The 23707-nt window shown below is 63.4% G+C and carries 24 protein-coding genes; 6 read left to right on the top strand and 18 right to left on the bottom strand.

Features of this window, described 5'->3' with window-relative positions; all coding sequences use genetic code 11:
• The 13 genes from RC54_RS05290 to RC54_RS05230 all read right to left on the bottom strand — a co-directional run bounded on the left by RC54_RS05290 (position 1) and on the right by RC54_RS05230 (position 11438).
• Positions 1-576 (bottom strand): phospholipase D family nuclease, encoded by a 576-nt coding sequence (locus tag RC54_RS05290; RefSeq protein ID WP_058894505.1) that lies wholly within the window; start codon positions 574-576, stop codon positions 1-3.
• Positions 573-1832 (bottom strand): RsmB/NOP family class I SAM-dependent RNA methyltransferase, encoded by a 1260-nt coding sequence (locus tag RC54_RS05285; protein ID WP_061788934.1) that lies wholly within the window; start codon positions 1830-1832, stop codon positions 573-575. The genes RC54_RS05290 and RC54_RS05285 overlap by 4 nt, the downstream gene beginning before the upstream one ends.
• A 60-nt stretch (positions 1833-1892) precedes the next feature.
• Positions 1893-2504 carry a phosphoribosylglycinamide formyltransferase gene (gene purN / locus RC54_RS05280; RefSeq protein ID WP_026052251.1) on the bottom strand — a complete coding sequence of 204 codons (612 nt, stop codon included), beginning with the start codon at positions 2502-2504 and terminating at the stop codon, positions 1893-1895.
• A 100-nt stretch (positions 2505-2604) separates the two neighbouring features.
• Positions 2605-3132, bottom strand: a complete 528-nt coding sequence (locus RC54_RS05275) for a barstar family protein (protein ID WP_231738968.1) — start codon at positions 3130-3132, stop codon at positions 2605-2607.
• Entirely contained in the window at positions 3129-3524 is a 396-nt protein-coding gene (locus RC54_RS05270; RefSeq protein WP_058897490.1) for a guanyl-specific ribonuclease, read from the bottom strand. The genes RC54_RS05275 and RC54_RS05270 overlap by 4 nt, the downstream gene beginning before the upstream one ends.
• 125 nt (positions 3525-3649) lie before the next feature.
• Entirely contained in the window at positions 3650-4855 is a 1206-nt protein-coding gene (locus RC54_RS05265) for a patatin-like phospholipase family protein (RefSeq protein ID WP_061788933.1), read from the bottom strand.
• 97 nt (positions 4856-4952) lie between these two features.
• Positions 4953-6995, bottom strand: a complete 2043-nt coding sequence (locus RC54_RS05260) for a sodium-translocating pyrophosphatase (RefSeq protein WP_174526068.1) — start codon at positions 6993-6995, stop codon at positions 4953-4955.
• 271 nt (positions 6996-7266) lie between these two features.
• Positions 7267-7923: an adenylate kinase gene (adk, locus tag RC54_RS05255; RefSeq protein ID WP_017454362.1), complete on the bottom strand. Its 657-nt coding sequence runs from the start codon at positions 7921-7923 to the stop codon at positions 7267-7269.
• Between the two features lie 277 nt (positions 7924-8200).
• Positions 8201-9016, bottom strand: coding sequence for a 3-deoxy-manno-octulosonate cytidylyltransferase (gene kdsB, locus RC54_RS05250; RefSeq protein ID WP_061788931.1), 816 nt, complete (start codon positions 9014-9016; stop codon positions 8201-8203).
• Positions 9017-9078: 62 nt separating this feature from the next.
• Complete coding sequence (locus RC54_RS05245) at positions 9079-9267, bottom strand: Trm112 family protein (protein WP_017454360.1); 189 nt, start codon at positions 9265-9267, stop codon at positions 9079-9081.
• Positions 9248-10282, bottom strand: coding sequence for a tetraacyldisaccharide 4'-kinase (lpxK, locus tag RC54_RS05240; protein WP_174526067.1), 1035 nt, complete (start codon positions 10280-10282; stop codon positions 9248-9250). The genes RC54_RS05245 and lpxK overlap by 20 nt, the downstream gene beginning before the upstream one ends.
• A gap of 96 nt (positions 10283-10378) precedes the next feature.
• Positions 10379-10807, bottom strand: coding sequence for an ExbD/TolR family protein (locus RC54_RS05235; protein ID WP_058894498.1), 429 nt, complete (start codon positions 10805-10807; stop codon positions 10379-10381).
• 25 nt (positions 10808-10832) lie between these two features.
• On the bottom strand, positions 10833-11438 hold the full coding sequence (locus tag RC54_RS05230) for a MotA/TolQ/ExbB proton channel family protein (RefSeq protein ID WP_017454357.1): 606 nt from the start codon (positions 11436-11438) through the stop codon (positions 10833-10835).
• Positions 11439-11632: 194 nt separating this feature from the next.
• On the opposite strand from RC54_RS05230, the gene xseA reads away from it, so the two are divergent.
• The 3 genes from xseA to RC54_RS05215 all read left to right on the top strand — a co-directional run bounded on the left by xseA (position 11633) and on the right by RC54_RS05215 (position 14512).
• Complete coding sequence (xseA, locus tag RC54_RS05225) at positions 11633-13039, top strand: exodeoxyribonuclease VII large subunit (protein WP_061788930.1); 1407 nt, start codon at positions 11633-11635, stop codon at positions 13037-13039.
• 348 nt (positions 13040-13387) lie between these two features.
• Positions 13388-13966, top strand: coding sequence for a superoxide dismutase [Fe] (sodB, locus tag RC54_RS05220; protein ID WP_013233193.1), 579 nt, complete (start codon positions 13388-13390; stop codon positions 13964-13966).
• A 159-nt stretch (positions 13967-14125) separates the two neighbouring features.
• Positions 14126-14512: an OsmC family protein gene (locus tag RC54_RS05215; protein ID WP_061788929.1), complete on the top strand. Its 387-nt coding sequence runs from the start codon at positions 14126-14128 to the stop codon at positions 14510-14512.
• Here the strand turns inward: RC54_RS05215 and RC54_RS05210 are convergent.
• Positions 14494-15417 (bottom strand): DedA family protein/thiosulfate sulfurtransferase GlpE, encoded by a 924-nt coding sequence (locus tag RC54_RS05210; protein WP_017454354.1) that lies wholly within the window; start codon positions 15415-15417, stop codon positions 14494-14496. The genes RC54_RS05215 and RC54_RS05210 overlap by 19 nt on opposite strands.
• 282 nt (positions 15418-15699) lie before the next feature.
• Here RC54_RS05210 and RC54_RS05205 point away from each other — a divergent pair, with 282 nt between their 5' ends.
• Positions 15700-16494, top strand: coding sequence for a polymorphic toxin type 44 domain-containing protein (locus RC54_RS05205; protein WP_061788928.1), 795 nt, complete (start codon positions 15700-15702; stop codon positions 16492-16494).
• A 19-nt stretch (positions 16495-16513) separates the two neighbouring features.
• On the top strand, positions 16514-16867 hold the full coding sequence (locus tag RC54_RS05200) for a hypothetical protein (protein ID WP_061788927.1): 354 nt from the start codon (positions 16514-16516) through the stop codon (positions 16865-16867).
• Between the two features lie 76 nt (positions 16868-16943).
• Here RC54_RS05200 and gudD read toward each other — a convergent pair whose 3' ends face one another.
• On the bottom strand, positions 16944-18323 hold the full coding sequence (gene gudD / locus RC54_RS05195) for a glucarate dehydratase (RefSeq protein ID WP_058894493.1): 1380 nt from the start codon (positions 18321-18323) through the stop codon (positions 16944-16946).
• Positions 18324-18494: 171 nt separating this feature from the next.
• Positions 18495-19610, bottom strand: coding sequence for a LacI family DNA-binding transcriptional regulator (locus RC54_RS05190; RefSeq protein ID WP_061788926.1), 1116 nt, complete (start codon positions 19608-19610; stop codon positions 18495-18497).
• Positions 19611-19812: 202 nt separating this feature from the next.
• Here RC54_RS05190 and dkgB point away from each other — a divergent pair, with 202 nt between their 5' ends.
• Positions 19813-20622, top strand: a complete 810-nt coding sequence (gene dkgB / locus RC54_RS05185; RefSeq protein WP_061788925.1) for a 2,5-didehydrogluconate reductase DkgB — start codon at positions 19813-19815, stop codon at positions 20620-20622.
• A gap of 82 nt (positions 20623-20704) precedes the next feature.
• Here dkgB and RC54_RS05180 read toward each other — a convergent pair whose 3' ends face one another.
• Positions 20705-22144, bottom strand: coding sequence for a S1C family serine protease (locus tag RC54_RS05180; RefSeq protein ID WP_244216444.1), 1440 nt, complete (start codon positions 22142-22144; stop codon positions 20705-20707).
• Positions 22145-22316: 172 nt separating this feature from the next.
• Positions 22317-23615: an MFS transporter gene (locus RC54_RS05175; protein ID WP_058894489.1), complete on the bottom strand. Its 1299-nt coding sequence runs from the start codon at positions 23613-23615 to the stop codon at positions 22317-22319.
• Between the last annotated feature and the right edge of the window lie 92 nt (positions 23616-23707).

Here is a 23707-nt window from a genome sequence, read left to right as displayed (position 1 = left end):
TCAGGGTGCCGCTTCGGCATCCTGGCGGTGGCGCTGCCAGTTGCTGGCGTAACGCGCCGCCAGCGGCGGGTTCTTGCCCAGGATGAGCACGTTCTCGGCATTCTTGTGCTGGGCCGACCAGGTGAAATTGTAGCTGCCGGTAATCACCGTGGCCGTAGGCAAGGCGGCATCGATGACGATGACCTTGTTGTGAGCATTGCGGTACTCGGTTTCCAGCCAGACCGGGATGCCGGCGGCGCGTAGCTGGCGCAGGCGGTCGGTGGCATTCTTGTCCAGCTGGCCGGCGTCCATCAGCACGCGCACGTCGATGCCGCGCTTGCGGGCCGCCACCAGCGCATCGGTGATGGGACGGCTGGTCAGCAGGTAGGCTTGCACCAGGATCTGGCGACGGGCGCCATCGAGCTGGCCGACGATCAGGGCTTCGATATCGTCCCAGGGCGCAAAGGCGGACTGGACCGTGCCTTGCGCGGCCATTACCGGCGGTGCCGGCAGGGCTTCCCTGGCCTGCAGGTTGCCCGCAGCAAGTGCCGCCAGCAGGCCTGCGGCCAGGCAAGGCCCGACAAGCCGACGCATCATGCCGCGCGACGCTCCATCACGGCGGCGAAGAAGCCATCGGTCTGGTGCAGATGCGGCAGCAGCTTGAGATAGTCGCCGGTGTCCAGGGCAATCTTCTGCTCGGCCAGCACTTCGCTCATGGGGCGCAGCGTAAAGTCCGGGTGCGATTGCAGGAATTCGGCGATGACTTCGTCGTTTTCTTCTTCCAGGAAGCTGCAGGTGCCGTACACCAGGCGGCCGCCCGGGCGCACCAGGCGCGCGGCGCTGGCCAGGATGGAACCTTGCTTGGCGCGCATCTCGGTGAGCGTCTCCACGCTCTGGCGCCACTTCATGTCGGGATTGCGGCGCAGGGTGCCCAGGCCGCTGCAAGGGGCATCGACCAACACGCGGTCGAGCTTGCCGGCCAGGCGCTTGACCTTGGCATCGTTCTCGTGGGCGATCACCACCGGATGCACGTTGGACAGGCCGCTACGGGCCAGGCGCGGTTTGAGCTTGGCCAAGCGCTTTTCGGACACATCGAAGGCATACAGACGACCGGTATTGCGCATCAGCGCCCCCAGCGCCAGGGTCTTGCCACCGGCGCCGGCACAGAAATCGGCCACCATCTCGCCGCGCTTGGCGCCGACGATCTGGGCCAGCAGCTGGCTGCCTTCATCTTGCACTTCGATGGCGCCATCCTTGAACAGCGGCAGGTTCTGCAGGGCCGGCTTCTTGAACACGCGCAGGCCCAGCGGGGAATACGGAGTCGGCTCGCAGGCCACCGGAGCCTTGGCCAGTTCAGCGATGACGGTATCGCGGTCGGCCTTAAGGGCATTGACCCGCAGGTCCAGCGGCGCCGGGCGGTTCATGGCATCGGCCAGTTGCAGGGTGGCGTCTTCTCCCATGCGGGCCACCAGCTTTTCCCATAGCCAGGGCGGCAGGTTGCTGCGCATCTGCGGCGCCAACTGGGTGCGGTCGATCTGGGCCACGCGTTCCAGCCAGTCGGCTTCGCCTTCCTGGAGCCCGGCGATGGATTCGGCGCCGACCGCATCGGCCAGGCCCAGCAGGGCCAGGCGGCGCATCATGGGGCCGCTGCCGGATTCGGCGAAATTGGTCAGTACCGTCTTGTTGCGCAGCAGGCCGTAGACCGCCTCGGCGATCACGCCGCGCTCGCGGCTGCCTAGGCGCGGGTTGTCGCGGAAGTAGCGCGACAGGGTGACGTCGGCCGGGCCGGTAAAGCGCAGCACTTCGCGCAGCAGTTCTTCGGTATGGGGGATGATCGCGGGAGGCAATCTCATGCTAGGTCCTTCAGATTCAATTCAAGATAAGGGTGGCGCAAACGACAGGTGGCAAGCGCCTCAATGCTCGGCGGCCAGACGCACGCGGGCACCATCCAGCGCCAGGCGGCCCTGCACGAACCAGCGCACGGCGCGCGGGTAGATCACATGTTCCTGTTCCAGGACGCGCTCGGCGAGCGTCTCTTCACTATCGTCCTCCAGCACCGGCACGGCAGCCTGGGCCACGATGGGGCCGTGGTCGAGGTCGGGCGTGACGAAGTGCACGGTGGCGCCATGCAGCTTCACCCCCGCCGCCAGCGCCTGGCGGTGCGTCGCCAGGCCGGGGAAACTGGGCAGCAGCGACGGGTGGATGTTGAGCATACGGCCCTGGTAATGATTGACGAAAGGCGCCGTCAGGATCCGCATGAACCCCGCCAGCACCACCAGGTCCGGCGCGAAGGTATCGATCTGCGCGCGCAGGGCGGCATCGAACTGATCGCGCGTGGGATAGTCGCGGTTGGCAATGACGGCGGTGGCAATGCCGTGGCTGGCGGCGAATTCGAGGCCGCTGGCGTCGGCGCGGTTGCTGATGACGGCGGCAATTCTGGCAGGCCAGCGCTCGGCCTGTGCGGCGCGGACGATGGCTTCCATATTGCTGCCACGTCCGGAAATCAGGATGACAATGCTTCTCATGGTGTGCGCATTGTACCTGCTGACGGCCTCTTCGCCCCCGCTTTTCACGATGTGAAAGCTACCGCGTGGCGTAAAAGATTTATCAAAATGTGAAGAAAATTTACTGGAAGGAATAGAAGACCCGGAACGGCACCTTCTTTTCGGCCCAGTAATCGGCGGCGTCGCGGAACACGTCGAGCAGGGTTTCGCGCGCTTCCTTGTCGAATTTCTGGGTATTGGGCAGTTGTTCCAGCACCACGACGAAGCCGATCTGCTTGCCGGCCTTGTGGGTCAGGTCGGTCAGGCAATCGTGCAGGGCGTCGAAGTTCTTGCCAAAGTGTCGCGGAAAGTGGAAGGCAGTGGCGATGGTAGTGAGCACCTGCTGCTTGGTGAGGGCATCGGCACAATAGGCGTAGAGAAAATGCTGCTGCAGGTGCGCGGCCTCCTGCTGCAGCTCGTTCACGCGAAAGGCGCGGATCGACTGCACGATATTGGGCGGCACCGTTTTGAACAAACTCATTTTCCCTTCAGTATCCATAGGCGGGGCAGTGTGGCTGTCTTGGTTATAGTGGCTGACTTGGCTGACCTGATGTTTGACGCTTGCTGCGGCAGGGCTTGCGCGCCTTGCCCTGCTCCTGGGCGCGATCAATCGCGGATGCGCCGGAAGGTCTTGTAATGATCGCTGGTGTAATAGTATTCGCCGGAAGAAGCGGGCTCGCCCCCGCTGATGATGCGGCGGGCGCCGCGATTGCGGGCACGCGGCGTCTTGACCGTGTATTCGCGATAATACCCGCGCTTTTGCTTGGGTAAAACCCCTTCATAGTTGCCGAAGACGGCACCATCCTTTTCATAGGGGAAAGGGCCGCCCTGACGGATCAGCGCCATGGTCTGCTGGGCTTCGCGCGGCAACTGGTCCAGGTTGACTTCCGGCAAGCTCCCCGGCGCCGGGCCACGGGCATGAACCGGCGCGGCCAGCATGAGGGCCGTCAGCAGGACCAGCCAGTAGCGGATGAAGAAAGAGAAAATGAATCGGACTCGCATTTGCATCGTCGGCATTGATTCTTTAAATTGCAATTTTGTCAACAGAGGACAACAGCACTCGGTAGATTAACGTGTTGCTTTCGGCGAGGCAACCACGGTGGGCATGGAGTTTGACCGGCAGCAAGTCAGGTAGGGGCTTGGAGTAGCTGGGCGGTATCCGGTTCAAAAAAGGCCAGCACTTCCTCGCGCTTGGCGTAGGTATCGCTTTGGCCCAGGGCGATCAGTTCGCGGGTGAAGCTTTGTTCGAACAGCAGATAGGAGGCCAGCGCCGAGCCACGCGCCTCGGTGGCACCGATGCCGCCCAGCATGGTGCGGATGGGGCGCGGCAGGTTGAGCACGTGGCGGCTGGCGATGCTGTCGATGCGATGCGAGGGCGAGATCACCAGGGTGCGGATGGGCTTCAAGGGAGTATGGCGGCGCTGCTCTTCATTCAATACGGACAGCGTCTGGTTGACCCGGTTGATGCGTTCGATATCGGCCGAGAGACCATCGAGGAAGATGCCCGACATGGCATGACCGGCCACCTGGGCCAGGCTGGGGTAATGCGGGGTATTGGTGGGCGCCTGTTCGCCCTTCTCGCCCATGCGTCCGGCACCGATGATGAGCACCTTGGTGGCGCCCAGGTGGATGGCCGGCGAGATCGGCGCGATCTGGCGCATGGAGCCATCGCCGCAATATTCGCAGCGGCCATCGATGTATACCGGAATGGCAGGAAAGATGAAGGGAATGGCCGAGGACGCCAGCAAGTGGTCGATGCCGATCTGGTCGCGCATGGCCAGGCGCTGGGTGCGGCGCCAGGGTTCGATTTCTTCTGCACATTGATAGAAGGTGATGTGCTGGCCGCTGGTGTAGGACGACGCCGTGACCGCCAACGCGTGCAACTGGCCCTGCTCCAGCGCCGCATCCAGCCGCGGCAGGTCCAGCAGGCGATGCAGCATACTCACCAGCGGCGTGTTGTCCAGCAAGGAATTGGGTGGATTGGCGCGCCATTTGCGCAGCAGCCAGCCGAAGGAAAACAGCGACAGCCAGCGCGCGCCCGAGCGGATCACGCCCAGCGAATCGGCACGGTACACCTGCTCCACCTTGAAATTGCTCCACACCGCCATCAGCTCGCGCACCGCCTCGCCGAAGTCATCGGCGCGGCACGCCAGGGCGGTGCCATTGATGGCGCCGGCCGAGGTGCCGCAGATGATGGGGAAGGGATTGCTGTGCACCGGCCAACCGGCTTCGAGCAGGATCATCGAGATGGCGTTGAGCACGCCCACCTGGTAAGCCGCCCGGGCGCCACCGCCGGTCAGGATCAAGCCTGTTTTATGTTCCATGGTCTCCATAGGGGGAGCTTATCAGCAGCGCCCCCCTGTGGAGAAGAGAATTGGCCGGCAAATGCGGCTTATTTGGGTGGCCTGCGCAGGGTGCCACCCAAGCCGATCAACTCGGCAGCGCAGGCAACAGCGGCACCAGCAGCAGCGCCACGATGTTGATGATCTTGATCAGGGGGTTGACCGCCGGCCCGGCCGTGTCCTTGTAGGGATCGCCCACGGTGTCGCCCGTGACGGCGGCCTTGTGGGCATCCGAACCCTTGCCGCCGTGGTGGCCATCCTCGATGTATTTCTTGGCGTTGTCCCAGGCGCCGCCACCGGTGGTCATCGAAATGGCCACGAACAGACCCGTGACGATGGTGCCCATCAACAGGCCGCCCAGTGCTGACGGTCCCAGCAGCAAGCCCACCAGGATGGGCACGATCACCGGCAACAGCGAGGGCAGGATCATCTCGCGGATGGCCGAGGAAGTCAGCATGTCCACCGCACGGTCATACTCGGGCCGGCCGCTGCCATCCATGATGCCGGCGATGTCGCGGAACTGGCGGCGCACCTCCACCACCACCGCGCCGGCGGCGCGCCCGACCGCTTCCATCGCCATGGCGCCGAACAGATAGGGAATCAGCCCGCCGATAAACAGGCCGATGATCACCGCCGGACTGGACAAGTCGAAGCTGGCCGTCTTGCCCACCGATTCCAGCGCATGGGTATAGTCGGCAAACAGCACCAGCGCCGCCAGCCCGGCCGAACCGATGGCATAGCCCTTGGTGACGGCCTTGGTGGTATTGCCCACGGCATCGAGCGGGTCGGTGATGGCGCGCACCGAATCGGGCAGGCCGGACATCTCGGCGATGCCGCCGGCGTTATCGGTGATGGGGCCATAGGCATCCAGCGCCACCACGATGCCGGCCATGGACAGCATGGAGGTGGCCGCAATCGCAATCCCGTACAGCCCGGCCAGCCAATACGACGCCAGGATCGCCGCGCACACCGCCAGCACCGGATAGGCGGTCGATTTCATCGACACGCCCAGCCCGGCGATGATGTTGGTGCCATGCCCGGTGGTTGACGCCTCGGCGATGTGGCGCACGGGCTTGAAGTCGGTGCCGGTGTAGTACTCGGTGATATAGACCATCAAGCCGGTCAGCACGATGCCCACCACCGCCGCGCCCATCAGCGGCAGGCGCAATTCGGGCGGCAACAGCAGCCAGGTGACCGCTGCAAAGCCCAGCAGCGACAACCCCGCCGCCCACCACAGGCCGGTGTAGAGCGCCGCCATGATCTTCTTGCCCGGCTGCGCCTTGACCATGGCGCAGCCGACGATGGAAGCCAGGATGGAGACCCCGCCCAGTGCCAGCGGATAGAGCACGGCCAGGGTTTCCATGCCCTTCAACATCAAGCTGCCCAGCAGCATGGTGGCCACCAGCGTGACCACGTAGGTCTCGAACAGATCGGCGGCCATGCCGGCGCAGTCTCCCACGTTGTCACCGACATTGTCGGCGATCACGGCGGGGTTACGCGGATCATCCTCGGGAATGCCGGCCTCGACCTTGCCCACCAGATCGGCGCCGACGTCGGCACCCTTGGTGAAGATGCCGCCCCCCAGCCGCGCGAAGATGGAGATGAGCGAAGCGCCGAAGGCCAGCCCGATCAAGGGTTGGATGGCGTCATGCAGGCTCGCCGCACGCCCTTGCCCGTAGACGAACAAGGCCCAGAAGAACAGCGACACCCCCAGCAGACCCAGCCCCACCACCAGCATCCCGGTAATCGCCCCACCGCGGAAAGCCACGCCCAGCGCCTCGTTCATGCCGCGTGTGGCGGCCTGGGCTGTGCGCACGTTGGCGCGCACCGAGACATTCATGCCGATGAAGCCGCAGGCGCCGGACAGCACTGCCCCCAGCAGGAAGCCGATGGCAGTGAGCCACCCCAGTCCGGGAATGACGGCAATGACGATCAGCAGCACCACCCCGACCATGGCGATGGTGCGGTACTGGCGCGCCAGATAGGCCGCCGCACCCTGCTGGATGGCCAGAGCGATTTCCTGCATACGGGGATTGCCGGGGTCTTGCTTGAGAATCCAGCTACGCGATACCAGGCCATAGATCACCGCGACCAAGCCGCAGGCAATGGCAAACCACAGGGCAAGTGCCATCTTCATCTCCTTTATTATCACGACTCATCAACAATCACGAACATCGGCCGCCTCGCCCGGGCCATGCTGCCCCGGTTGGTCGCTGCCGATACTGCGCCTGCAAATTGCGTCGCCCTTTTTATTGGAATTGTTCTGCCTTGCCGGGCCGCCGGTATCGCGCCCTCGGGCGGGCGTGATGACCGGTGATCGGTTTACTTAGTTTTTGCGGTCTGCCGCGCTGGATGCATGAAGCGCGACAGCATAAAAAAAGCGGACCGAAGTCCGCTTCACTTTACTCCGCCAGGGCGGCAAATGCACGATCCCTGATTTCTTCCACCGGACCCACGCCGGCGATCTTGCGATACTTGGGCGCACCGGGCTCGCCCGATTCAGCCCACTTGCCGTAGTAGCCCAGCAGCACTTCGGTCTGGTCGTGGTAGACGGCCAGGCGCTTCTTGACGGTTTCTTCCTTGTCGTCGTCGCGCTGGATCAGCGGCTCGCCCGTGATGTCATCCTTGCCCTCGACCTTGGGCGGGTTGAACTTGACGTGATAGCTGCGGCCCGAACCCGGGTGCACGCGACGACCGCTCATGCGCTCGACGATGGCGCTGTCGGGCACGTCGATTTCCAGCACGTAGTCGATGGCTACGCCGGCTTCCTTCATCGCATCGGCTTGACGCGTGGTGCGCGGGAAGCCGTCGAACAGGTAGCCATTGGCACAGTCGGCCTGCTTCAGGCGATCCTTGACCAGGCCGATGATGATGTCGTCGGAAACCAGACCGCCTGCATCCATCACCTTCTTGGCCGCAATGCCAAGCTCGGTGCCCGCGGCCACGGCAGCGCGCAGCATGTCACCGGTGGAGATTTGCGGAATGTTGAATTTTTCCTTGATAAAAGTGGCTTGCGTGCCTTTACCGGCACCAGGCGCTCCTAAAAGGATGAGGCGCATAAGGGTTCCTAATTGAGGTTTTTGAAATATGAATGCTTGAATTCTTTTGTGACGTGATGGCAGAGGATCGCTGCCATCTGGACGGTTATGCAGCTTGTTTGCGCGCCGTTTGCATCAACTCTGGGACGAAACTTACCACAAAATCTTACCTAACCATGACAAACGCCTGATTTTTAAGCAGTCTCCGGCTTTCGATTGTGTCGTGTCAGCTTGACATGGAACTTACAGCAAGCCGATCGGTGCCACCTTGCGCCGGATCATGCCTGCGGCCCGCCCATCAAAGCGCGGAGATGGTCTGGATCAGGGGGCTGTCGGGCGGCACCTCGAAATGCTTGCGCACGCGCAACAGATCCTCGGGCGTATCGACACCGGCCTCCGGCACCAGCGAGGTGACGTGCACCGCGATGGCATGTCCATGCCAGAGCACGCGCAACTGCTCCAGCGCCTCGATACGTTCCAGCGGCGCCGGCGCCAGCGTCGGGTAGAGCTGCAGGAAGCGGTTGCTGTAGGCATACAGGCCGATATGGCGCAGCGGCACGTATTCGTTGACGTGGTCGGGGCCGGTGGCGTCCGGCAACACCGCGCGCGACTTGGCAAAGGCATCGCGATGCCAGGGAATGGTGGCGCGCGAGAAATACATGGCGCAGCCTTCCTTGTTCAACACCACCTTGACCACGTTGGGATTGAAGGCATCCTCGGCGGTCTCGATGGCGTGCGCCGCCGTGGCCATGGGCACGCCCTCCTTGATATGGGCGGCGGTGGCCGCGATCAGGCCGGGATCGATCAGCGGTTCATCGCCCTGCACGTTGACCACCACGGCATCCTCGGCCAGGCCCAGGGCGGCGGCCACTTCGGCGATGCGGTCGGTGCCGGAGGGATGGTCGGCGCGGGTCATGACCACCTCCACGCCGTGTGCCTGGCAGGCGGCATGGATGTCGTGATGGTCGGTGGCCACGATGATGCGCGCCGCACCCGACAGCGCTGCGCGCTCGGCCACGCGCACGATCATGGGCTTGCCGCCGAGGTCGGCCAAGGGCTTGTTGGGCAGGCGCGTGGAAGCCAGGCGCGCCGGGATGATGACGGTAAAGGTCATGGTATCAACCGCAGCAGGAAGGCAGAAATCGGGAATCAAGGAACAGCAGCTGGCGTCAGGCGTCAGGCGGCTGGCGCGGCCGGGGCCGCGGTCAGCTCGCGCGCTTCATCGGCCCACATGATGGGGATGCCATCGCGGATCGGATAGGCCAGCTTGTCTGCCTTGCAGATCAGTTCCTGGGCTTTCTTGTCATAGTCCAGCGGCCCCTTGCAGATGGGGCAAACGAGGATATCAAGCAGTCGGGCGTTCACGGAGTTTCTCCACTATGTGTTGAGCCAGCGCGCTGTCGATGCGCGCCGTGACAGGCACGACCCAGATGCGCGGGTCGTTTCGGATGGCCTCGATAGCCCTGCATTTTACTGCATCCTTTTCCGTGATCAGGATGACATCGGCGGCCAGGCCGGCAAAGGGATCGATGGCGAAGTCGTAATGGTCGGGCAAGGGGTGGTGGCTGACCTGCAATCCGGCCCCCTCCAGGGTCGCGAAAAAACGCCCGGGGTTACCGATGCCGGCCACCGCCGCCAGCCGCAATCCGCCCTCTCCCATCTGCGCCAGCGGCTTGCGCGCGGCTGGCGGGGCCAGTTGCAGCGCGTAGTCGGCCTGCAATTGCATGGCATACACGCCGGCCGGGGCCGCCCCCTGCTGGCCGACGCCGACGTTGAGCACCGAGAAATCGCGCCGGCGCCAAGCCGGTTCGCGCAAAGGGCCGGCCGGCAGCAGCCAGCCATTGCCCACGCCGCGCGCATCCGAGAGCACGATCTCGATGTCGCGCGCCAACGCATAGTGCTGCAAGCCATCGTCGGAAATGATCACGTCCACCTCGGGATGGGCCGCCAGCAGCGCGCGCCCGGCCTGCACCCGGCGCCGCCCTACCACCAGCGGCACGCCGGTGCGCTGGACGATCAGCAAGGGTTCGTCGCCCACCTGCGCCGCCGCCGAGCCGGAATGGACCACCAGCGTCTGTTCCACACCGCCGCCATAGCCCCGGGAAATCACGCCCGGATGAAAACCGGCCGCGCGCAGCGCTTGAATCAACCAGATCGCAAAGGGTGTCTTGCCGGTCCCGCCCACGAACACATTGCCCACCACGATTACCGGCACCGGCAGCCGTTGGGCACGCTTGATGCCCAGTGCAAAGAGCGCGCGGCGCAAGGCCGCCACGGCGCCAAAGAGCAGCGACAGCGGCCACAACAGGCAGGCCAGCGGACCACGACCTTGCCAGGCGCGGCTCAGGATGGCTTCGGCGGAGGGCCTGGATTGGGCCATGATCTTGATCCAATGAATGAAAAGGCAACACGCCCAGCCCCAGCCTGGTCGTGCCGCCATTGAACAATTGGCGATATGAAGATTTCTTGAATCTTGCTACTTGCTGCTGGACTGCGCGGCGAAGGTCACCTTGGGATAGCCGGCCATGCGCGCCGCTTCCAGCACATTGATGACGGTCTGGTGCGTGGCCAGGGCATCGGCATTGATGATGACCACCGGGTCGAGCTTGCTGCCGCTGCCCTTGACAGCCGCCTGCATCTCATCGGACAAGCCCTGCGCATCGCGCGCGGCGATACGCTTGTTGTTGATGGCGTAGCGACCGTTGGCATCGACTGCGATACTGATCTCGAACGGCTGCTCCAGCGCCTTTTGCGCATCGGCCGTGGGCAGGGTGATCTGCAGCGCCGTGAACTTGCTGTAGGTGGTGGTCACCATCAGGAAGATCACGATCACCAGCAACACATCGATAAAGGGAATCAGGTTGATTTCCAGGTCTTCGCGGGGGCGGCCCTTGCGGAAGTTCATGATCGTCTCCGGCTATCGGCGGGCATCAGCGACGCACGTCGTGGACGATGTCCACGAACTTGACGGCCTGCTGCTCCATGTCCACCACGAAGCCATCGACCAGCGCCCGGAAGTGGCGATAGAACACCAGCGCCGGCATGGCAATGGCCAGCCCGAAACCGGTGTTGTAGAGCGCAATGGAGATGCCATGCGCCAGTTGCGCCGGGTTGGTGCCGGCCGCATTTTGCGAGGCGAAGATCTCGATCATGCCCACCACCGTACCGAACAGGCCCATCAGCGGCGCCAGCGAGGCAATCGTGCCCAGCGTAGTCAGGAAGCGTTCCAGGCGGTGCGCGGCGCCCTGGCCGGCCTCCTCGATGGCTTCCTTCATCACCTCGCGCGGCGCGTCCACGTTGCGCAGGCCGGCAGCCAGCACCTGGCCCAGCGGCGAATTCTGTTCCAGCTTGTCGATCACGTCCTCGGTGACGCGCCCGCTCTGGTAGACCCGCACCACTTCGCCCAGCAGGTCGGGCGGCAGGATACGGGCGCGGCGCAGGTAGACCAGTCTTTCGATGACCAGCGCCAGGCCGATGATGGATGCAATCAGCAAGGGCCAGATCGGCCAGCCGGCGGCGAGGATGATGGCGAGCAAAACGTACTCCTAATGAAATGCGGATGAATCTGATGAACGGATAACAGCGGATGCAGCTGGAGCAGCCCGACCGAGCGCTGGCGAACGGTCGTCTGCTGCGGTGCAGAATGTAGCCGGTTGTGCGCGCCTGGGCAAGCGGAGCCGGCTTGGCTTTACAATGCGGCATTGTATCGCCCCTGGAGTGCCTACGTCCCATGCCCGCCGACAAGTTTCCCCCCTTCCCCACTGCCCGCCCGCGCCCGGAAGCCATGCCAGCGGCCACTGCCACCGATGGAGGCCCGCCCATGCTGACGGTCTCGGCCTTGAACCAGGCGGTGGCGCGCATGTTGGAGCGCAACTTCCCGCTGATCTGGGTCAAGGGCGAGATTTCCAATTTCACCCGCGCCGCCTCCGGCCACTGGTATTTCAACCTCAAGGATGACGGCGCCCAGGTGCGCGCGGTGATGTTCAAGGGCCGCGCCCAGTACGCTGGCTTCATGCCGCGCGAGGGCGATAAGGTCGAGGTGCGCACCCTGGTCACGCTCTACGCCCCGCGTGGCGACTACCAGTTGAACGTGGAAGCGATCCGCCGCTCCGGCGTGGGCGACCTGTATGCGGCCTTCGTACAACTGAAGGAGCGCCTGGAACGCGAAGGCCTGTTCGACCGTGAGCGCAAGCGCGCCCTGCCGGGCTTCCCGCGCCGCATCGGCATCGTCACCAGCCCCCAGGCAGCAGCCTTGCGCGATGTCTTGACCACCCTGCGCCGCCGCGCCCCGCATGTGGAAGTAGTGCTCTACCCCACCCCGGTGCAGGGCGAAGGCGCGGCCCAGCGCATCGCCACGGCCATCCAGACCGCCTCGGCGCGTGCCGAATGCGATGTGCTGCTGGTCTGCCGCGGCGGCGGCAGTATCGAAGACCTGTGGTCCTTCAATGAAGAGGTGGTGGCGCGCGCCATCGTGGCCGCCGCCATGCCGGTCATCTCGGGCGTGGGCCACGAAACCGATTTCACCATCGCCGACTTCGCCGCCGACCTGCGCGCCCCCACCCCCACCGCCGCCGCCGAGCTGGCCGCCACCGCCCGCGAGGATTGGCTGGCCGAGCTGCGCAGTCACGCCTTGGACCTGACCCGCGCCCTGCGCCGCAGCCTGACCGACAAAGCCCAGAGCGTGGACTGGCTGGCACGGCGCCTGGTCAATCCCGGCGCGTATATACAGCATGAGCGAGTCAAGTTGGCAGCGCTGCAAACCCGGCTCTCGCACGCCACCCGCGTACCGCTGACCCGGATGCGCCACCGCCTACAGCAACTCTCCACCCATCTGGCGCACCAGATCCCCGACACCGCCCACGCCCGACGCGACCTGCTCGACCTGGCGCGCCGCCTGCAAGGCGCCCAGGCAGCCCAGCAACTGCGCCAGCGGCAGGTGCTGGCGGGCTGGCATACCCAACTCGAACTGCTCAACCCGCAACGCACCCTGGAACGCGGCTACGCCATCGTCAGCGACCGCCAGGGCCGCGTCCTGCACGCCCCGGCCGAACTGGCCGCGCGCAGCGAGGTCACCATCCGCCTGGCCCAGGGCAGCGCCGAGGTCGGCATTGCCAGCGTCCAGCCGCGGCTGGATTGAAGGCAGATGCAGGGTCGATGGCAGCGTCTATTGACCGCTGTGGCAGACTTTTTTCGCATAAGCTTTTTCCGTGCGTGAGGCTGACCAGACGCGACATCCGGCCTGCTGGAGCCAGCCATGGCGGCGCAGATGAGCTGGAACGTCTTGCCGGTGCTGGCATCTACGGACTTGCCTCCCGATACGGCACTGTGACGCCAACAGGAACCATTCGCATTGCCGCCCTGGCGGCGGACGCCAGCCTGATTGCCGTCGCATTTGATCGAGTGCAAAGAATTGTCTTCCGCTTTAGAATCTCAGGTTCGGAAAAGACCCCTTCGTAGCAAACCAACAAGACTGAAAGGATTCATCATGGCACATACCCTTCCGGCACTGCCTTACGATCTGGACGCGCTGGCGCCCACGATTTCCAAGGAAACCCTGGAATATCACTATGGCAAGCACCATCAGACCTATGTGACCAACCTGAACAACCTGATCCCGGGTACCGAATTCGAAAACCTGTCCCTGGAAGAGATCATCAAGAAATCTTCCGGCGGCATCTTCAACAACGCCGCTCAGGTGTGGAACCACACCTTCTACTGGAACGGCCTGACCCCCAAGGGTCAAGGCGCTCCCAGCGGCGCGCTGGCTGACGCCATCAACGCCAAGTGGGGTTCCTTCGACGCCTTCAAGGCCGAGTTCACCAAGCAGGGCCTGGCCAACTTCGGTTCCGGCTGGACCTGGCTGGTCAAGAAGGCTGACGGCACTCTGGACATCGTCAACACCACCGGCGCCGGCACCCCGCTGACCACCGACAGCAAGCCGCTGTTGACGGTCGACGTGTGGGAACACGCCTACTACATCGACTACCGCAATGCACGCGCCAAGTATGTCGAAAACTACTGGGGCATCATCAACTGGGACTTCGTGGCCAAGAACTTCGCCTGATCTTCAGCATCAGCGACGGCCTTTCCGGCAAGAAAAAACCACGCGCAAGCGTGGTTTTTTTTGGCCCGCAGCCATGCATCATGAGCAGGAAAGTACAAGATCGCGCAGCACGCCTGTGCCACAATCGGCCATCCCCTCACTTTCAACGAATGGAGAACCATGGCCCACGTCACCCTGCACAACGCCGCCGGCTACGCTCAGGACATCAAGGCGCGCAGCCACCAGCTCAAGTCCGACGAACCCGAAGACAATGGCGGCAAGGACAGCGGCCCGGCCCCCTATGAATTGCTGCTGGCCGCGCTGGCTTCCTGCACCTCGCTGACCTTGCGCATGTATGCCGACCGCAAGGGCTGGGAGCTGGGCAGTATCTCGGTGGATGCCCACTTCGGACGCGACGACAGCGGTCTGGAAACCATCACCCGCAAGATCAGCTTCGGCAATACGCTCACCGCGGAGCAGTTGACCCGCCTGGCCGAGATCTGCGAAAAGACCCCGGTCACCAAGACCATCCGCCAGGGCACGGCGATTCAGACGTCGATGGCGTAACCGGCCGCGCGCCAGGCATCGATGCCCCCGGTCAGCGGCCGCACGCGCGTGTAGCCGCGCCGCATCAACTGGCGCGCCACCAGGGCCGCCGAGGCTTCGTTGGGACAGGCGCAATAGACCACCACCTCGCCCTCTACCGGGCCATCGAAGACGAAGGTCTGGATTTCCTGGTTGGAAATCGTCACGGCCCCCGGAATGCGGCCATCCTGTTGCGACAGCGGCGAGCGCACGTCGATGATGGTGGGGGCATTGCCCTCTTCCAGCAGGGTATTCAACTCATCCACCGAAATACGCGCCATCTCCAGCGACTTACGGAAACGCCGCCGCTGCCACCACTTGTTGGCCACGAAGGCGGCCAGCGCCACAGCTATCATCAACATGCCGTAATGGCCCAGCTCGGCCAGCACGTTCAAGAGGTCATCCACGGCCGAGCTGAACAGCGAGCCCAGGAAAATCCCCAGCCCTGCCCACAACGCACTGCCCGCCGCATCCCACAGCACGAAGCTAAGGCGGCGCGTACCCATGGTGCCGGACAGAGCGCTGGCAATCGAGGCAAACCCCGGAATGAACTTGGCCAGCAAGAGCGAACGCGCACCCCAGCGCAGGTAGATCGATTCGGTCTGGCGCACGCAGGAGTCCGGCGAGAGCGAAATGCGGCACAGCCGCGACATGATCTGGCGCCCATAGCGACGGCCCGCGAGATACCACACGTAGTCCGCCATCAGTGCCGCGCACACCGCCAACAACAGCAACAGCGCCGGTGAATAACGACCGCTGGCCGAGAGCGCGCCGGTGATGATGAGGGTCGGATAGGCTGGCACCGGCGCACCCAGTTGCTCGACCAGCACGTTGACGAAAACGAGGATCAGACCGTATTGCTCGATGAGGTGGTAGAGGGTATCCATGACCAGGCCGCCTTGATGTCTTGCCGCAAGGGACGCGGCGACTGTTCCGCCGTGATGGCGGATTGCAGGGTGCCATTATAGTTTTGCCGGGTCCGGTATGCTCGGCGCACACCGAAGCAGGCTAATTGTTCATCGTAATTTATGGAGAATTCCCGCCGCAATCTTGCGATTGAAGAAACAGTCATCTGCCAGCCCGTATGCTCCCAAGCGCGATATTGATACTCGCCATGACCGCTGGCCCCTGCTCAGAAGTCATGTGAGAACCCACGTCAAGGAGCCGAGATGAACCCAAAAAGAAGCAACGAAAAAAACTGGCTGCTAGTGGCCATTCACGAGACTAAACCGGTGGGCGAGCGGGAGCCGACAATCGTTCGTGTGTGTCGAGATCCGAACGATGCGATTCCGGTGGCGCAATACATCGTGGCCGAAATGAAGAAAAACCCCTTTACGCCGGAGGGCAAGAAAATAACGTCAGCGAATCTGTTTGATCCAGCAGCAGAGATAAAAAAATGGAATGCACAGGCTTGGCACGCCAAGTTGGGCGGTATGCCGGACTACTACAATATCGCGACTGGACACAAGCTGGCTGCGTACCAGATGTGGACCATGCAGGTTGCGCCCGGCCAGCCGTGGGACCATAAACCGATCATCAAAGCCATGCTGATACAAAGAGGGATATTTCGTAAGGGCTGGCAAAGATACGCTCAGTACGATTATTTTTATGATATCTGGTCAAATATTCATTACGGCTACGTAGGAACGGCTGTCGACTTCAGTAAAGACGAGCTCCTTGGAGGGGCGGGCCTTGCACAAGCCCTTAGTGATGCGAAGCGTGACCTCCAGGAAAAAAAAAGATGGCCAGTCATGCAAAGCCATCCCGAAAATGGCGCATGGCCCAATAGCGCGGACGATGTACAAGATCACATTTCAATACAGCTAGGTATCGACCTTTATAGGTCGGCTAAACCGGATACGCTGTCTGCCGAACGCCTCTTGAGCGAAATCACCTCCGTTGCGTTACCGTGGGGTTCCAGCGGTGACAATCAGGCCAAGCGACCACATCAATGCAGTCGCTGATCAATACGAGTAACCGTCTATGACTCTTCGCTTCACAAAACTGGCCCTTTGGGCCTCCGTGATGATCTTTACTGCATGGTATTTAGCGCGACCGACTATCGCAATTCACTATGCCGCTGATGCTAGCCAGCCCGTTTCCTATTTTTACAATGCAGAACACAGCATCACCCGCGACCATCTCAACCCAGGCCAGAGCGTTCGCTTCTCCACGCCCATGTTTCCCGGAAAAGATTTCTGGGTCATTGTCAGCACACCTTTTGTCAACGACGAGGGCGTAGAAATTGGCCCTCCCTTCAGCCGGGTCGATGTCTACATTGATGCGCAAGCCCACTTCCGGATAGAAAAGCATCACGGCTTTCTGGACCGGTTCTGATCTGTATATACAAAGATGCCCCGGCCTCCGGCTGTGACCAGAGGCATGATGCAAACCAGGATAGGCAGCGCCGCCTTCAGCGCACCAGGCAAGGCTTCTTGTGATCGAACTTCCAGCCCGGAATCAGGTATTGCATGGCCACGGCGTCATCGCGCGCGCCCAGCCCCATGTTGCGATAGGTCTGATGGGCTGCCTCGATCTGCGCCATGTCCACTTCCACGCCCAGGCCCGGCTTGCTCGGCACCTGCACCTTGCCGCCCACGATCTGCAGCGGTTCGCGCGTCAGACGCTGGCCCTCCTGCCAGATCCAGTGGGTATCGATGGCCGTGATCTTGCCCGGTGCGGCAGCGGCCACGTGGGTGAACATGGCCAGCGAAATGTCGAAGTGGTTGTTGGAGTGCGAACCCCAGGTCAGGCCCCACTCGTTGCACATCTGCGCTACCCGCACCGAACCCTGCATGGTCCAGAAATGCGGATCGGCCAGCGGGATATCGACCGATTGCAGCGAAATCGCATGGCCCATCTGGCGCCAGTCGGTCGCTACCATGTTGGTAGCAGTCTGCAAGCCGGTGGCGCGGCGGAATTCAGCCATCACCTCGCGCCCGGAATAACCCTCCTCGGCACCGCACGGGTCTTCCGCATAGGCCAGCACGTCATGCTGGTCACGGCACAGGCGGATCGCATCCTTGAGCAGCCAGCCGCCGTTCGGATCGAGCGTGATGCGGGCCTTGGGGAAGCGTTCGGCCAGGGCAGTGACGGCCACGATCTCTTCCTCGCCGCGCATGACGCCACCCTTGAGCTTGAAGTCATTGAAGCCATAGCGCGCATAGGCTGCCTCGGCCAGGCGCACCACGGCTTCGGGCGTCATGGCGGCTTCGTGGCGCAGGCGCAGCCAGTCGTCGGCGGCATCCGGGGCCGAGAGATAGGGTAGATCGGTCTTGTTGCGGTCCCCTACGTAGAACAGGTAACCCAGCATCTCCACCTCGCTGCGCTGCTGGCCCTCGCCCAGCAATGCCGCCACCGGCACTTCCAGGAACTGCCCCAGCAAGTCCAGCAGCGCCGCTTCCAGCGCGGTGACGGCGTGGATGGCGATGCGCAGGTCAAAGGTCTGCAAGCCGCGGCCACCGGCATCGCGATCGGCAAAGGCGCTGCGCGCACGGTTCAGGATGCCCTGGACATTGCCGATGGACTGGCCCACCACCAGTGCGCGCGCATCTTCCAGGGTCTGGCGGATGCCCTCCCCACCCGGCACTTCCCCCACGCCGGTATGGCCGGCACTGTCGGTGAGGATGACGATGTTGCGCGTGAAATACGGACCGTGGGCGCCCGACAGGTTGAGCAACATGCTGTCATGCCCGGCCACCGGGATGACGCGCATCTCGGTCACGCGCGGGGCGCCCTTGTGCAGGGCGGCGGACGAATCGGGGACAGCGGCAGCGACGGCGGGCTGGTTCATGGCTAAGCCTTCTCTTTTAGTGAAAGGGAACTGAAGTATTGTGGAGTAAGCAGATTTGATTTGGTAGCGCTACCAAATTCAACGGGCAAATGGTAGCGGTACCAAATTCAAGTGTCAATGGTCTGAAAACTGCCTTTGGGCAGGACACAGATGAAGGAAAGAGACTGCGCCTCAGGCGCTCTCGCGCTCAATGATGGAAAAGCCCACATCGATGATGCGTTCAGCCACCTCGATGCCGGCGGCGCGGTCGATGATGAAACGCGCGGCACGCTGGCCGATGCCGGTGCCGTCGATGCGCACCGTGGTCAGGCGCGGCTGCAGGTCGCGCGAGAATTCCAGGTCACCGAAACCGACCACCGCCAGTTGCCGGGGAATGGCAATGCCACGGCTTTGGGCCTCGATCATCACGCCCAGCGCCAGCAGGTCAGAGCTGCAGAAGATGGCATCGATGTCCGGCTGGCGCTGCAACAACTCGGCCAGTCCCTGGCGGCCCTGCCCCAGCGTGGTCGGCGCGCTGACGTGATGCATGGCCAGCGGAGCCGACCCCTGGTGCATCCCCAGCGCCATGGCTTGCTGCGCAAAGGCATTCATGCGCCGCTGGCTGCGCTCATCGCGCCCGCCCACCACGGCCACTCGCTGGCGACCCCGTCCATGCAGGTAACGCGCCACCTCGCGACCGATGGCTTCATGCGAGAAGCCCACCAGCATATCGATGGGCGAGGCAGTCAGATCCCAGGTCTCCACCACCGGAATGCCGCTGGCCAGCAAGCGCTTGCGCGCCTGCGGGGAGCGCATGATGCCGGTCAGCACCACGCCATCGGGACGACGCCCGATGATGGCTTCCAGCAGCGCATCCTCGCGCGAATTCTCATAACCGCTCTGGCCCAGCATGACCTGGTAGCCGGCGGCGGCCAGGGTCTCGGTGAGGGTATGGACGATCTCCTGGAACACCGGCCCGATGACAGTGGGTACCACCACCGCCACCAGCCGGCTCTTGTTGGACGCCAGGCCCCCGGCCAGCAGGTTGGGCACATAACCGGTCTTCTCCACCGCCTCGCGCACCTTCTGCAAGACCTTGGGCGAGACCGCCGCCGGGGTATTGAGCGCGCGCGACGCCGTGATGGGCGCCACCCCGGCCAGTTGCGCCACATCGCGCAGCGTGACGCCACCGGCACTCTTGCGCGGACCACGGCGGCGCGGCTCGGCGCCGTCCTCCTCGCGGAGGTCGCGGTTGGGCTCGGGGGAAGACTCGGGGGGGAAATCGCGGGGCTCTGGCATGGCCGGCATTCTAGCATCGCCGCTGGTAGCGTTACCAAATCGCCAAGGTCAACGCCACTGCCGCGTGGATTATTGAGCGTGAGTCAATGATGTTTTGTGGCTGCGCTGGTTCTTGCAAGAAAGGAAGTGGCCGATACTTGTCGCTTATCTTCATATCCGGCAGCCCGGTTGACGTTATCGGGCCCGCCGTACCACTGGAAAGGACACATTCATGCATATCGCCTCGCTCCCACCTCTCGGCCTGGGTACCTTCCGCCTCAAGGGCCAGCAAGTGATCGACTCGGTGCGTACCGGCCTGGAACTGGGCTATCGCCACATCGACACTGCCCAGATCTACGGCAACGAAGCCGAAGTCGGCCAGGCCATCGCCGACAGTGGCGTGGCACGTGATGCCCTCTTCGTGACCACCAAGATCTGGACCGAGAACCTGGCCGGCGACAAACTCATCCCCAGCCTCAAGGACAGCCTGTACAAGCTGCGCCTGGGTCAGGTCGACCTGACCCTGATCCACTGGCCCGCCGCCGATGACGCATTGCCGGTGGCCGATTACCTGCACACCCTGGCGCAGGCCAAGGCCGAGGGACTCACGCGTCAGATCGGCATTTCCAACTTCACCATCGCCCACATGGAGCAAGCCATCGCGGCCATCGGCACCGAGCAGATCGCCACCAACCAGGTCGAGATCCATCCCTTCCTGCAAAACCGCAAGCTGGTCGAGTTCGCCCGCGCCAAGGGCATCCACCTGACCGCCTACATGCCGCTGGCCTATGGCAAGGTGATGCAGGATGCCACCCTGCTGGAGATCGCCGCCCGCCACGGCGTCTCGGCCGCGCAGGTGGCGCTGGCTTGGTCACTGCAGCAAGGCTTTGCGGTGATCCCCTCGTCCACCCGGCGCGAGAACCTGGCCGCCAACCTGGCGGCACAGACGCTGCGCCTGAGTCCAGCCGAGATGCAAGCCATCGCCGGCCTTGACCGGGGCGAGCGACTGGCCAATCCAGACTTTGCGCCTGCGTGGGATTGAGCCACTCCAGCAGGGCTGGAAACGATGATGCCGTGCACGGTCCCCCGCGCACGGCATCTTCTTGTTGAACCGACTGGCCGGGTCAGGGCTTCTTGCTGACCTGGCTCTGAGTCTGCCCCTGATTCTGATTCTGCAATTGCAGATGCAATCGCTCGATGGCGCTGCCCACCGGAATGAAGAAATTCATCCCGGCCAGCCCCTTGGCCCCCAGCCCGGCCACGGTGATGCCCACCACCTGTCCCGACTTGTCCAGCAAGGGCCCACCGCTGCTGCCGGGCAGGATGGCCACGTCGCTTTGCAGGAACTCCAGATCGCGCACCATGCGCACGCCACTCAAGATGCCGCGGGTGAGGGTGGTATTGAAGGCGTCACCCAGGGGCGAGCCCAGGGCATAGACATCCTCGCCCACGCCGGGCTCGCCGTTGCGCAACGGCATGGGCCGCACCCCTGGGGTCTCGGTCTTGAGCAGGGCGATGTCGCGCGCGGCATCGGCCCGCGCGACCTGGGCCACCAGTTCGCGTCCAGTAGGCAGGCGCACCCGCACCGACTGGGCGCCGCCGATGACGTGGTAATTGGTCAGCAGCCAGCCGGAACTGCCGATGTAGAACCCGGTACCGGAGCCGCGCTCGGTCAATACCGTCACCACCGCCGAACGCAGTTCGGGCATCACCTTGGCGATATCGCTGCCGGGATGTTCGGCGGGCTGGTTATCGATCAGTACCGGGCTGCCCGGCACCGCCGGGTCGGTCGTACCCTGCGGCAGGTTGGCATTGGCAGCAGCGGCCACGCTGTCATACGGCGCCTGCACGGCCAGCGCGAACTGCGGATCGGCCAGCAGGTTGTGTACCGCCACGGCAAATGCCTCTACCGGCATGGGCGGGACCGCGCCCTCGAAGTTCTTGTCGCGGGCGCGGTAGACGCCCTCGGTGGTGGTGCGATAGATCACCTTGCGTTGCTCGGGGGCGAAGACCTGCCATTCCAGGCGAACATAGGCTTCGCCGGTCCAGGTATTAGTACCCTTGAGACAGAGATTGGTCTGCACCTGCGACACGATCACCCCCACCTGTAGATTGAAATCCTGCGGCCGGGGCTTGTCGCCCGTGCCAGGTGCATTGGCGTCGGTCTTTTCCTGGAACAAGGGTTGCGCAACCGGCATCGGGACCGGATAGCCATACTGCTGCAACTCGCGGCGGAAGCGCGCAAACATGGCATTGGTCGGCAACAGCAGCTCGGAGCTTTTCTGGTTCCAGACGATGTCGTTCTTGCGTGAGCAGAACAGCCCGCCCTGCAACTCGCCGATGATCGGGCTAGTCGCGTCGAAACGTCGCTGGGAGCGCGCCAGGTAGGCGGGTCGGGCAGTCGCGTCGGCGGAAAGCTGCAGCGGTATCTTGGCTTCCACCGCGGGCATCACCGCCTCGTTGGCCTGCACCTGGAACGGCAACATGAACACGCACAGCAACAGTGACAACCGCAGAGGCAGCGCAACGCGACGCTGTCCGAATGGCTTGGTTTTCTTGTTCATCATAGGGCCAGGGAAATTAAGACCAAGCTGCGCCTGAGGACCGGCGCGCTGGACGTGTGCGGTATTCTCGCACGCCAATTCGCGCCGCGGCGATTGCCCCTAATGCCCGATATGAAAAAAAATGCAAGTCCTTAACAAGAAATGGGGCTTTGCGCACAAGTCCCATTCATGTTTATGCAGAAACTGGTAGCGCCTGCCCCTGCCCGCCCTTGATGCGCAACACCAGCACCGCCCCGATCAAGCAAGCCACCCCCATCATGATGGAAGACAAGGTGTAATTGCCCAGCGAAGCGCGCAGGTAGCCAGCCACCGTGGTGGCGGTCGCGGCGCCCAGTTGGTGCCCGGCCACGATCCAGCCGAATACGATGGGCGCAGCCAGGCGACCGAAGACGTCATTGGCCAGGCGCACCGTGGGCGGCACCGTGGCGATCCAGTCCAGGCCATAGAAGATGGCGAAGATGGTCAGTCCGTAATACTGCAGGCCGAAGGCATAGGGCAGGAAGATCAGCGCCAGCCCGCGCAAGCCGTAATACCAGAACAACAGCACGCGTGGATTGTAGCGATCCGACAGCCATCCCGAGAGCGTGGTGCCCACCAAGTCCAGCATCCCCATGGCGGCCAGGATGGAGGCACTGCTGACTTCATTGATGCCGTAGTCATTGCACATGGCGATGAACTGGGTACCGATGTAGCCATTGGTGGAGAGCCCGCAGACGAAGAAACTCATGAACAGCAACCAGAAGTCCGGCATCCGCACCGAGGTGCGCAGCGCGCCCAGGGCGATGGACAAGGGATTGCGGCGCGACTGGTCAGGGCCTTCATCCTTGATGTCGCTGGTCTGTCCCACCATCTTCTGGCCGATGGCCGCCGGGCTTTCCGGTAGCAGCAGCCACACCAGTGGAATGGCCAGCACCGCCACCAGCGACACCAGCAACGCCACCGAACGCCAGCCATAGCTCCCCACCATGGCCGCCATCAGCGGCAGGAACACCATCTGCCCGGTGGCCGCGCTGGCGGTGAGCAAGCCCATGGCCAGGCCGCGTCGGGTCTCGAACCAGCGGCTCACGATGGTGGCCCCCAGCGTATTGGCGGCCACCCCGGTACCGGCGCCCACCAGCAGCCCCCAGGACAGCAGCATGTGCCAGGGCATATGCATCAAGGTCGATAGCGCCGTGCCGCTGGCCAGCAGCACCAGGGCCCCCAGCACCACGCGACGGATACCGAAGCGTTGCATGGCCGCCGCCGAGAAGGGGCCGATCAGGCCATACAGGGCGATGTTGACCGAGATCACCACCGAGATGGTGGAGCGGTTCCAGCCGAACTCCTGCTCCAGCGGCAGGATCATCACCGAGGGCGTGGCGCGGATACCGGCCGAGCACAACAGCACCAGGAAGATCACGCCCACCACCACCCAGGCATAGTGGAAACGGGGGGTGACGGCATTGGCCAGAGATTGGGTCAGTTTGTTCATTGCGATCCTGGGTGGAGACAGACGCGCGGTTGATGGGCGGGCGGGACGGACATAACGGGTGAATTCATGTTCATTGGATGCTCAAACCAGGC

This window comes from Herbaspirillum rubrisubalbicans (genome assembly GCF_003719195.1).
Taxonomy (GTDB): Bacteria; Pseudomonadota; Gammaproteobacteria; order Burkholderiales; family Burkholderiaceae_D; genus Herbaspirillum; species Herbaspirillum rubrisubalbicans.
This window is presented reverse-complemented; position numbering and strand designations above follow the sequence as displayed.

Excerpts from the sequence above, each read along its gene's own strand:
- RC54_RS05290 (WP_058894505.1), bottom strand. The coding sequence starts at position 576 with ATGATGCGTCGGCTTGTCGGGCCTTGCCTGGCCGCAGGCCTGCTGGCG.
- RC54_RS05270 (WP_058897490.1), bottom strand. The coding sequence starts at position 3,524 with ATGCGAGTCCGATTCATTTTCTCTTTCTTCATCCGCTACTGGCTGGTC.
- RC54_RS05180 (WP_244216444.1), bottom strand. The coding sequence starts at position 22,144 with ATGAACAAGAAAACCAAGCCATTCGGACAGCGTCGCGTTGCGCTGCCT.
- dkgB (WP_061788925.1), top strand. The coding sequence starts at position 19,813 with ATGCATATCGCCTCGCTCCCACCTCTCGGCCTGGGTACCTTCCGCCTC.
- sodB (WP_013233193.1), top strand. The coding sequence starts at position 13,388 with ATGGCACATACCCTTCCGGCACTGCCTTACGATCTGGACGCGCTGGCG.
- RC54_RS05260 (WP_174526068.1), bottom strand. The coding sequence starts at position 6,995 with ATGGCACTTGCCCTGTGGTTTGCCATTGCCTGCGGCTTGGTCGCGGTG.
- RC54_RS05200 (WP_061788927.1), top strand. The coding sequence starts at position 16,514 with ATGACTCTTCGCTTCACAAAACTGGCCCTTTGGGCCTCCGTGATGATC.
- RC54_RS05265 (WP_061788933.1), bottom strand. The coding sequence starts at position 4,855 with ATGGAGACCATGGAACATAAAACAGGCTTGATCCTGACCGGCGGTGGC.
- RC54_RS05210 (WP_017454354.1), bottom strand. The coding sequence starts at position 15,417 with ATGGATACCCTCTACCACCTCATCGAGCAATACGGTCTGATCCTCGTT.
- kdsB (WP_061788931.1), bottom strand. The coding sequence starts at position 9,016 with ATGACCTTTACCGTCATCATCCCGGCGCGCCTGGCTTCCACGCGCCTG.
- lpxK (WP_174526067.1), bottom strand. The coding sequence starts at position 10,282 with ATGGCCCAATCCAGGCCCTCCGCCGAAGCCATCCTGAGCCGCGCCTGG.
- adk (WP_017454362.1), bottom strand. The coding sequence starts at position 7,923 with ATGCGCCTCATCCTTTTAGGAGCGCCTGGTGCCGGTAAAGGCACGCAA.
- RC54_RS05235 (WP_058894498.1), bottom strand. The coding sequence starts at position 10,807 with ATGAACTTCCGCAAGGGCCGCCCCCGCGAAGACCTGGAAATCAACCTG.
- RC54_RS05285 (WP_061788934.1), bottom strand. The coding sequence starts at position 1,832 with ATGAGATTGCCTCCCGCGATCATCCCCCATACCGAAGAACTGCTGCGC.
- RC54_RS05190 (WP_061788926.1), bottom strand. The coding sequence starts at position 19,610 with ATGCCGGCCATGCCAGAGCCCCGCGATTTCCCCCCCGAGTCTTCCCCC.
- RC54_RS05215 (WP_061788929.1), top strand. The coding sequence starts at position 14,126 with ATGGCCCACGTCACCCTGCACAACGCCGCCGGCTACGCTCAGGACATC.
- xseA (WP_061788930.1), top strand. The coding sequence starts at position 11,633 with ATGCCCGCCGACAAGTTTCCCCCCTTCCCCACTGCCCGCCCGCGCCCG.
- RC54_RS05175 (WP_058894489.1), bottom strand. The coding sequence starts at position 23,615 with ATGAACAAACTGACCCAATCTCTGGCCAATGCCGTCACCCCCCGTTTC.
- gudD (WP_058894493.1), bottom strand. The coding sequence starts at position 18,323 with ATGAACCAGCCCGCCGTCGCTGCCGCTGTCCCCGATTCGTCCGCCGCC.
- RC54_RS05205 (WP_061788928.1), top strand. The coding sequence starts at position 15,700 with ATGAACCCAAAAAGAAGCAACGAAAAAAACTGGCTGCTAGTGGCCATT.
- purN (WP_026052251.1), bottom strand. The coding sequence starts at position 2,504 with ATGAGAAGCATTGTCATCCTGATTTCCGGACGTGGCAGCAATATGGAA.